Genomic DNA, 8,543 nt, shown 5'->3' with positions numbered 1-8,543 from the left:
GGTCTCGGCATTCCTGCTGAACCGCTCTTCCGATCTGAAGCCGCGCAGACCATCCGCGTCGACCTGATCAAGCTCGACCTGCTGCTGAACCTGGTCGGCGAGTTGGTGATCCGCAACTCGATCCTGGCCGACCGGCTGTCGCCGGCCGATCGCCAGCGCGTCGAACTGCCCGAACTGGCCCGCCTCACCCGGCAGATCCAGGACAACGTCATGTCGCTGCGCGCCCAGCCGATCCGGCAGGCCTTCAGCCGCGTGCCGCGCATGCTCCGCGATCTTTCGGTGGAAACCGGCAAGCAGATCAACCTCGAGACGATCGGTGAGACGACCGAAGTCGACAAGGGCGTGATCGAGAAGATCGGCGATCCGCTGACCCACATGATCCGCAACGCCGCGGACCATGGTCTGGAAAGCGCCGAGGAGCGGATCGCGGCGGGCAAGGACCCCGCCGGCACGATCAAGCTGTCGGCCGAGCAGAAGGGCGCCCGGATCTTCGTGCGGGTCGCGGACAATGGCCGCGGCATCAACCGCGAACGCGTCCGCGCCAAGGCGGTGGAAAAGGGCATCATCAGCGCCGATGCGGTGCTGACGAACGAGGAAATCGACCAGCTGATCTGCGCGCCGGGCTTCTCCACCGCAGAGAAGATCTCGAACATCTCGGGTCGCGGCGTCGGCATGGACGTGGTGCGCTCGAACGTGGAAGCCCTGGGCGGCCGCGTCGAGATCCACTCGGTGCCCGGCGAAGGCACGACCTTCACGATGATCCTGCCGCTCACGCTGGCCATTCTGGACGGCATGATCGTGCGGCTCGCCGGCCAGCGCTTCGTCCTGCCGCTGACGCACGTGCTGGAGACGATCCAGCCCGAGCCGGGCCAGGTGAAGCGTACCGCCCCCGACCACGAAGTGATCGACATGCGCGGCGAATATCTGCCGGTGAAGCGTGCGACCGAGATCTTCGGCCTGAACGACGACCGCGCCATCGAGGACTCGCTGGTGGTGATCGTCGAGAGCGAAAGCTCGGGCAAGGTCGGCCTGGTCGTCGACACCATCGATGACCGCCGCGAAGTCGTTATCAAGAGCCTCGACCAGAACCTGCATCCGATCCGCGGCCTGGGTGGCGCGACCATCCTCGGCGACGGCTCGATCGCGCTGATCCTCGATATCGAGGCGCTTGTTTCCTCGCCCTCCCGTTACTCGCCCAAGGGACTTGCAGCATGAGCACGCCTGACACCGCCAATGATCGAAAGATCGTAACCTTCTCGCTGGCCAAGCAGATCTTCGGGATCGACATGAGCGCGCTCATCGAGATCCGCGAATGGGACGAGCCGACGCCGCTTCCCAACGTCCCCAGCTTCATCAAGGGCGTGACCAACCTGCGCGGCAACGTGATCCCGGTGGTCGGCCTGGCCGAGCGCCTGGGCTGGGAGCCGAGCGTGCTCCATGCCCGCTCGTGCATCCTGGTCGTCAACATCATGGGCAAGCAGGCGGGCTTCCTGGTCGACGAGGTCAACGACATCGTGGGCATCAACGTGGGCGAGATCCAGCCGGCCCCCGCGGTCGAGACGGCGCTGGAGGAAAGCGTGATCGCCGGCCTCGTCCGCATCGCGACGCGCGCCAAGGACGGCACGCGGGACGAGAATGGCAGCATGGTGCTGCTGCTCGACCTGAACGCGCTGAGCCTGACCAAGCACCTGGATCTCGCCGCATGAGCCCCGCCGGGGGCGCCACCGCGGCGTCCGCCGGCGCCGCGAACGCGATGGCACCGGGCCAGGTCGCGGAGCTCACGCCGCGCGACTTCCAGGCCATCGCCGCGATCATGTACGAGGATGCCCGCATTTCGCTGAGCGAGGCGAAGACGACGCTCGTCCAGTCCCGCCTCGCGCGGCGGCTGCGCAAGTTCGGTCTCGCCCGGTTCTGCGACTATGTCGACCTGGTGCACAGCGACGCGGAAGAACGGCACGCGATGGTGGTGGCACTGACCACCAACCACACGCACTTCTTCCGCGAGCCGCACCACTTCGATCACTTTCGCGAGACTGTGATCCCGATCCTCCAGCGCAAGCAGGGGCCGATCCGGATCTGGTCGGCGGGATGTTCGTCGGGGGAAGAAGTCTACACGATCGCGATGTGTCTGCTGGGGCCGAACCGCAGCAACGCGTCGTGGCTGCGCAATGCCGATGTGCGCCTGCTGGCGACCGACATCGCGCCGCACGTGGTCGAGTCCGTCCAGCGCGGCGTCTATGCGGAGAATGTCGCGGCGGGGGTGCCGGAGCCGTATCGATCGAGCTGGATGAAGCCCACGCAAGGCGGCTTCATCATGGCCGACGAAGCACGGCAGCTGGTAACCGCCAAGGTGCTCAACCTGTTCGAACCATGGCCGCTAAAGGCAGCGTATGACATCATCTTCTGCCGGAACGTGATGATCTATTTCGGCGACCCCGCGAAGGAGGAACTCGAGCATCGCTTCGTCGAGCAGCTCGCCCCCGGGGCCTTCCTCTACATCGGCCATTCCGAACGGCTGATCGGGCCGGCGGCGACCAAGATGCGCTCGTGCGGCCACACAATTTACCAGAAGCCGGAGTCCAGGGCATGAAACCAGTTCGTACGCTCATCGTCGACGACAGCGCATCCATGCGCGCGACGCTGAAGCGCATGCTCTCCGCTGACCCAGAGATCGAAGTGGTCGGCATGGCGCCCGAGCCGTTCGCGGCGCGGGACATGATCAAGGCGCTCAATCCCGACGTGCTGACGCTCGACGTCGAAATGCCGGGGATGGACGGCCTGTCGTTCCTGGAGCGCATCATGCGCCTCCGGCCGATGCCGGTGGTGATGTGCTCTACCCTCACCGCCCGCGGGGCGGAGGTGACCATCGAGGCGCTGCGCCTGGGCGCGGTCGACTATGTCACCAAGCCGAGCGGCACGCCCGAGGACATCGAGCGCGACGCCGCCCTGCTCTGCGACAAGGTCAAGAGTGCGGCGCGCTCGGTCGCCCGCGCGGGCCCGCAGCGCCTGCCGGCACAGCCCAGCGTGGGCGCCAGCGGCGGGGCCGCCGGCCAGCTGATCGCGATCGGCTCGTCGACGGGCGGCGTGGAAGCCTTGTTCTCGCTGCTGCCGTCGCTGCCGGCGGATTCGCCCCCGATCCTGATCGTCCAGCACATGCCTGCGACCTTTACGCGCAGCTTCGCGCAGCGCCTGAACGCCGAGTGCCGCGTCAATGTAGTGGAAGCTACGGATGGCGCCCAGGTGACACCGGGAACCGTCTATATTGCACCTGGAGGCGAACGACACATGGAACTCTCGGGCGGTGCCAATGGCCGGATCAAACTGATCCCCGGCAATCCGGTCACCGGCCATCGTCCCTCTGTGGACGTGCTGTTCCAGTCGGTCGCCAAGCTGGGCGCCGGTGCCGTCGGTGTGATCCTCACCGGGATGGGCAGCGACGGGGCCCAGGGCCTGCTGGCGATGCGCCGGGCTGGTGCCCGGACGCTGGGCCAGACCAAGGAGACCTGCGTGGTGTGGGGCATGCCCCGCGCCGCCAAGGAAGCGGGTGCAGTGGAGAAGGAAGTCGGCCTGTCGGCAATGCCGGAGGCGATCCTGAAGGCTTGTCGAGAAACGGTTAAGGTTGGGAGCGCATAACAATGCCCGCTGCATCACAAATCAAGGTGATGGTCGTTGATGATCAGACCAGTATGCGGGCGATGATCCGTCGTGCGCTGCAGGACCTGGGGTTCAAGGACGTTCGCGACAAGGCCACCGCACCGGAAGCGCTGTCCGCCATCAAGAGCGATCGCGTCCACCTGGTGATCTCCGACTACAACATGCCCGAGATGGACGGGCTGCAGTTCCTCGAGGCGGTTCGCGCCGACCCGGTGATCGGCAAGACCGTGTTCATCATGCTCACCGGTTCGTCCGACCGCGAGGTCGTGCAGAAGGCAGCGGCGCTGGGTGTGAACAACTATGTCGTCAAGCCTTTCGCGCCGGCGGCGCTGAAGGAAAAGATCGAACGCGTTTTCGGCGAGCTGACCTGATATGCGCAGAGTTTCCATCGTCCAGGGCGAGAACGCGGTCATCGCGGAACCCCATGTCATGATTTCGACCCTGCTCGGGAGCTGCGTGGCCGCATGCCTCTACGACCCGGTCGCCAAGGTCGGAGGCATGAATCACTTCCTGCTCGGGGAGCCGGGCGCGGACCACAAGGTCTCGAGCTCGGACATGGCGCGCTACGGCGTCCATGCGATGGAACTGCTGATCAACAGCATGATGGCCAAGGGCGCCTCGCGCCCGCGGCTGCAGGCCCATCTGTACGGTGGCGCCAACATCATCTCCGGCCTGGGGGGCATCGGCGCGTCCAACGCCGCCTTTGCCCGCCGGTTCATGGAGACCGAAGGCATCGCGATCGCGCATTGCGATCTCGGCGGCACGCTCGCCCGCAAGGTCGAGTTCCTTCCGCACGAGGGCAAGAGCCGCTGCACCAAGGTGGCGGAGCGTGTCCAGGAACGTCCGGTCGCCCCCCTGCCTGTTGCCGCCCCCGACGGAGAATTGGAGCTTTTCTGATGTCGTGCCTGCCCATGTCGGAACCGTCCAACCCCCAGGCCCTGCCCGGCTACGATCCGTTCGCGGGCGTGCTGCACAGCGTCATGGCGGGCGAAATCCGCGAGATCAGCAAGAAGCTGGAAGGCCTGGCCGAAGTGCTGGTCTGCGACGAGCATTTCGCCGCCAACTATCTCGAACAGCTCCAGGCGTTCGATTATCTGATCCAGCACGCCGACGAGTGCGTGAACCTGCTGGACCGGATCGCGGGCGGCGAGGATTCGCTCTCGGCGATCAGCCATGTCCGTCTCGGCGCCGTCCAGGAACGCCTGCGCAACGCGCTGAAGGGGCAGTAACATGGCCCGCGGGGGGGATACTCGGCCGATCATCGTCAAGAAGGTCAAGAAGGTCGCCGGCGGCCACCATGGTGGCGCGTGGAAGGTGGCCTATGCCGACTTCGTCACCGCTATGATGGCCTTCTTCATGCTGCTGTGGCTGCTCGCCAATCCCGACAAGGATCGGCTGAAGGGCCTGGCCAAGTATTTCTCGCCGACCATCGCGGACAGCGCACCGGCCACCCCGGTGAGCAACACCGCGCCCGGCGCCGGCGGCCCCACCCGCCGATCCGAAGCCGATCCGAGCGCCGCCAAGGGCACGCCCACCTTCGAGGTGACGACCAGCGGCTCCGCGCGCGGCGGCACCGCCGACGTACCGGCAACGATGCGCGTCATGGCCTCCGAACTGATGGTGGCGCTGGAAGCGACGCCCCAGTCCCAGGGGAAGAAGAACACCGACGTCAAGCAGGACCGCGACGGGCTCCGCATCACGCTGATGGATACCGATCAGCAGCCGATGTTCCGTGCGAACACCGCCGAGCTCAATCCCTATGCGCGGATGCTGCTCGCCAAGATCGCCTCGAAGATCGCCACCGTCGGCGCGCAGATCGCGATCGAGGGCCATACCGACGGCGCCGGCGGGCAGAGCGACGCGAACTGGCTGCTGTCCGGCCAGCGCGCCCTCGCCGCGCGATCGGCCCTGATCGCGGGCGGCGTGACGCCGGACCGCTTCGCCGAAGTGGTCGCGATGGGGGCCACCCAGCCGGTCTATCCGGACCAGCCCAACCGCGCGGAAAACCGCCGCATCAGCATCGTGCTCAAGGGCCAGACCTCGGCGCTGCCGAGCGACTCCAGCTTCAAGTTCTGAGGTCCCTTTCGTGAAGAAGATGCTGTTCCTAATCGTCGCGCTGATCGCCGGCCTCGCCGCGGGCGGCGGCACCGCCTACGCCATGGTCAAGATGCTCGGCATCGGCGGCGGCCCGCACGTGGAGGCGAAGAAGGAAGAGAAGGAAACGCCGGGCAAGTTCGTGCCCACCGGCAAGGTGCTGGTTCCCCTGGTGTTCGCCGATGGCCGTCTTGCCGGCTATGCCTCGATCGACGTGCAGCTGGAGGTGGAGGAGGCCAAGGCCGAATTCGTCACCCAGCGCATGCCGCTGCTGCTCCATGCGATCAACATGCGCACCTATCGCACGCCGATGGCGGCCGGCCCGGACGGGATGCTCCCGGACCTGGAAGGCTTCCGCAAGCTGGTCGACGCATCGGCCACCGAGGCGTTCGGGCCCAAGATCATCCGCAAGATCGCCGTCACCGCCGCCAACCCGGCCTGAGACTATTGTAACACTACCGAGCCCAAGCTGAACGGCCGTTCATCCTATAATATATTCAGGGGCGCATCTTCGCGCCCCACTGGGGAGACCGACGTCGTGGACGCAGCCGAGCACCAGTTCGAAGCCAGCAACACCAGCGGCGATGCCTGGGCCCAGCGCGCGCCCCGCACCGTCACGACGTTGATGGTAGGCAAGCTGAGCTGCGACGGCGGCGAGCAATTGTGTCGGGTCCGCAACATCTCCGCCAGCGGCATGATGATCGAGACGCCCTTCCCCTTGCGCGACGGGGATCGCATCACGGTCGAGCTGCGCGGCGGGCCGGCGCTGGAGGGCTCCATCGTCTGGACCAGCGACGGGCGCGCTGGCGTCCACTTCACCGCCCCGATCGATGTCGAGGACGTGCTCGCCACCGCCAAGGGCAGTTCGCCCTCCGCGCGGCTGCGCCGGGCCGTACCGCGTGCCCCCCGCTTCCTGGTGACCGGCCCCGCCCGCCTCGTCTGCAACGGTGTGTCGAGCGCGGTGCAGATCGAGAATATCTCGCAGAGCGGCGCGCGCATCCGTCTGCCGGGCCAGCTGGATCTCGATCGGGTGATGACCCTCGTCATCCCCGGCCTCAAGCCGCACAGCTGCACCGTGCGGTGGAGCGACGCGGAAACCGCCGGCGTCGCCTTCATCGACATGATCCCCTATGGCGAGCTCGCCGCTTGGCTGAGCGAGGTCCAGCCGGCGCGCTGATCCGCGCCGCCGGACACCCGCTCCTCCGTGTCGCTCAGGCGATCGCCGCAAGCATGCGACGACGACGCAGCGCTCCGCCGACGGTACCGAAGCCGAGGATCAGCATCACCCAAACCTGCCCTTCCGGCACCGGGCTGATGCCCAGCTGCCCGGCAATCGCCGTAGCGATCGCCTGGTGGACCTGGGTCGTCGGGTGGATGGCATCGAAATAGAGCGCATTGCTGCAATTGGCGAGCTGCGGCGAGCCGCCGCCCGGCACCTGGCAGGGGGTGGTGGTGTTGAGCGTGGACGGCAGGCCGAACGCCGACGGATTGGCGAGCAGATCATGCTCGTACCCGAACAGGTCGAAATAGCTCGCCGTCGCCCCCGGCGCCGCATCGAAGCTGCTCGCGAGCGCCGCCAGGAACGCGTTGATCTGTTGCGAGCGCAAGGTCAGCTCGGCGAGCCGGCCTGGCACCGCCCCTGCCACCGCCGCCGATGCCGGCAGCAGCCCGATGTCCGGCGAACCGACGATCACCACGTTGCGGGCGCCCAGCGCATACAAGGCGTTCATCCCGTTGGTCAGCGCCTGCGCCGCGGCGCTGAAGCTGACCGCGCCGCCGGTGCCGATCGTATCGCGCACGTCGTTGCCGCCGAAGGTGACCAGCACCAGTGCGTTGCTATCGATCGATGTCGCGATCTTGGTCTGGAAATAGGCGAGCTGGCTCAGGAAGCTCGGGCTCGTCTCGGTAGGACTGTAGGCCGCCGTCGCCCCGCCCACTGCCACGTTCAGGCCCCCGGCGAAGGCCGGCGTCGTCGGCGCGCCGGTGATCATCAGGCCGAGATAGTCGGCGAAGTTGAAACCGTTGGAAAAGCGCCCCGCGAAATAGCCGTCGGTGGGCTTCGCCACCGCTCCCCCGGTCCCGAGATAGGCATTGCCCGAGTCCACCAGGCTGTCGCCGAAGACGTAGAGCCCCGAATAGCTGCCGCCCGCCGCCCAGGCGGACGGGGACGCGACCAGCGCTACGACTGCCAGCCACCGCGCAAGAAATCTCATTGCACCTCTCCTATGGTTAACAAACTGTTAACGGAAAGGCGGGCGGCGCGAAAGCGGCTCAATAAGGGAACGGCGCGACGCGCAACGTCGGCGATCGCGGCCGGATCAGGTCAGACCTGGATGTCGAGCTTGGCCAGTTCCACGCGCACGCGCAGATCGATGTCGCGCATCAGTTCGGCCAGCGTCGGTTCCTCCGGCGTCGAAATGGTCTGCGACCAGGCGGCGATCTCGCGCAGCCGGGCGACGTTGGGCGTGCCGGCCACGAGTTCCTTGTGCAGCCGGTCGAGCGCATCGATGCCGCGTTCGGCATCGCGGGCCTGCTTGCGGCGACGCTCGGCGACCGGATTGTTGACCGCGATCGCCACCAGCGCCTGCACGCTCGTCGCCGGCACCGCGCCGGGCACCGCCAGCGGCGGCGTGGGCGGCGCGGGCTGCTCGCCCGCCGGACTGGCATAGCCGGACACGGACTTCGGGAGCGCCGCCAGCAGGTTGCGCGCCATCATCGGTGTCAGGCTGTCGATACGCACGAAATCAGGCCCTCTCAAGCCGTATTGGCTCTCCTCTTCCTATAAGACGAGTAGC

At 66.9% G+C, this 8,543-nt stretch carries 11 protein-coding genes; 9 read left to right on the top strand and 2 right to left on the bottom strand.

The genetic code is table 11. The features are described from left to right. The first annotated feature begins 1,211 nt into the window (after positions 1 to 1,211). From KK7_RS0113595 to KK7_RS20695, 9 genes are all read left to right on the top strand, one after another. Positions 1,212 to 1,706 (top strand): chemotaxis protein CheW, encoded by a 495-nt coding sequence (locus tag KK7_RS0113595; protein ID WP_010545192.1) that lies wholly within the window; start codon positions 1,212 to 1,214, stop codon positions 1,704 to 1,706. Beyond that, complete coding sequence (locus KK7_RS0113590; protein WP_010545191.1) at positions 1,703 to 2,590, top strand: CheR family methyltransferase; 888 nt, start codon at positions 1,703 to 1,705, stop codon at positions 2,588 to 2,590. The genes KK7_RS0113595 and KK7_RS0113590 overlap by 4 nt, the downstream gene beginning before the upstream one ends. Continuing rightward, positions 2,587 to 3,633, top strand: coding sequence for a protein-glutamate methylesterase/protein-glutamine glutaminase (locus KK7_RS0113585; protein ID WP_010545190.1), 1,047 nt, complete (start codon positions 2,587 to 2,589; stop codon positions 3,631 to 3,633). The genes KK7_RS0113590 and KK7_RS0113585 overlap by 4 nt, the downstream gene beginning before the upstream one ends. Before the next feature lie 2 nt (positions 3,634 to 3,635). After that, complete coding sequence (locus KK7_RS0113580; RefSeq protein WP_029623277.1) at positions 3,636 to 4,025, top strand: response regulator; 390 nt, start codon at positions 3,636 to 3,638, stop codon at positions 4,023 to 4,025. A gap of 1 nt (position 4,026) precedes the next feature. Further along, positions 4,027 to 4,551: a chemotaxis protein CheD gene (locus KK7_RS0113575; protein WP_010545188.1), complete on the top strand. Its 525-nt coding sequence runs from the start codon at positions 4,027 to 4,029 to the stop codon at positions 4,549 to 4,551. Next, positions 4,551 to 4,883, top strand: a complete 333-nt coding sequence (locus tag KK7_RS0113570) for a hypothetical protein (RefSeq protein WP_010545187.1) — start codon at positions 4,551 to 4,553, stop codon at positions 4,881 to 4,883. Before KK7_RS0113575 ends, KK7_RS0113570 begins: the two co-directional genes overlap by 1 nt. 1 nt (position 4,884) lies before the next feature. Beyond that, positions 4,885 to 5,730, top strand: coding sequence for a flagellar motor protein MotB (locus tag KK7_RS0113565; RefSeq protein WP_010545186.1), 846 nt, complete (start codon positions 4,885 to 4,887; stop codon positions 5,728 to 5,730). A 19-nt stretch (positions 5,731 to 5,749) separates the two neighbouring features. Beyond that, positions 5,750 to 6,190, top strand: a complete 441-nt coding sequence (locus KK7_RS0113560) for a hypothetical protein (protein WP_337459581.1) — start codon at positions 5,750 to 5,752, stop codon at positions 6,188 to 6,190. A 96-nt stretch (positions 6,191 to 6,286) separates the two neighbouring features. After that, positions 6,287 to 6,925: a PilZ domain-containing protein gene (locus KK7_RS20695; protein ID WP_010545184.1), complete on the top strand. Its 639-nt coding sequence runs from the start codon at positions 6,287 to 6,289 to the stop codon at positions 6,923 to 6,925. A 34-nt stretch (positions 6,926 to 6,959) separates the two neighbouring features. On the opposite strand, the gene KK7_RS0113550 is transcribed toward KK7_RS20695, so the two are convergent. Together KK7_RS0113550 and KK7_RS0113545 are read right to left on the bottom strand one after the other, a co-directional pair. After that, positions 6,960 to 7,961, bottom strand: a complete 1,002-nt coding sequence (locus KK7_RS0113550; RefSeq protein WP_010545183.1) for an SGNH/GDSL hydrolase family protein — start codon at positions 7,959 to 7,961, stop codon at positions 6,960 to 6,962. A gap of 110 nt (positions 7,962 to 8,071) precedes the next feature. Next, positions 8,072 to 8,488 carry a flagellar assembly protein FliX gene (locus tag KK7_RS0113545; RefSeq protein ID WP_010545182.1) on the bottom strand — a complete coding sequence of 139 codons (417 nt, stop codon included), beginning with the start codon at positions 8,486 to 8,488 and terminating at the stop codon, positions 8,072 to 8,074. Between the last annotated feature and the right edge of the window lie 55 nt (positions 8,489 to 8,543).

The sequence above is a fragment of the Sphingomonas elodea ATCC 31461 genome, from assembly GCF_000226955.1.
GTDB classification, from domain to species: Bacteria; Pseudomonadota; Alphaproteobacteria; order Sphingomonadales; family Sphingomonadaceae; genus Sphingomonas; species Sphingomonas elodea.
Note: the sequence above shows the minus strand (reverse complement) of the source record. Positions and strands in the feature narration are given on the sequence as shown.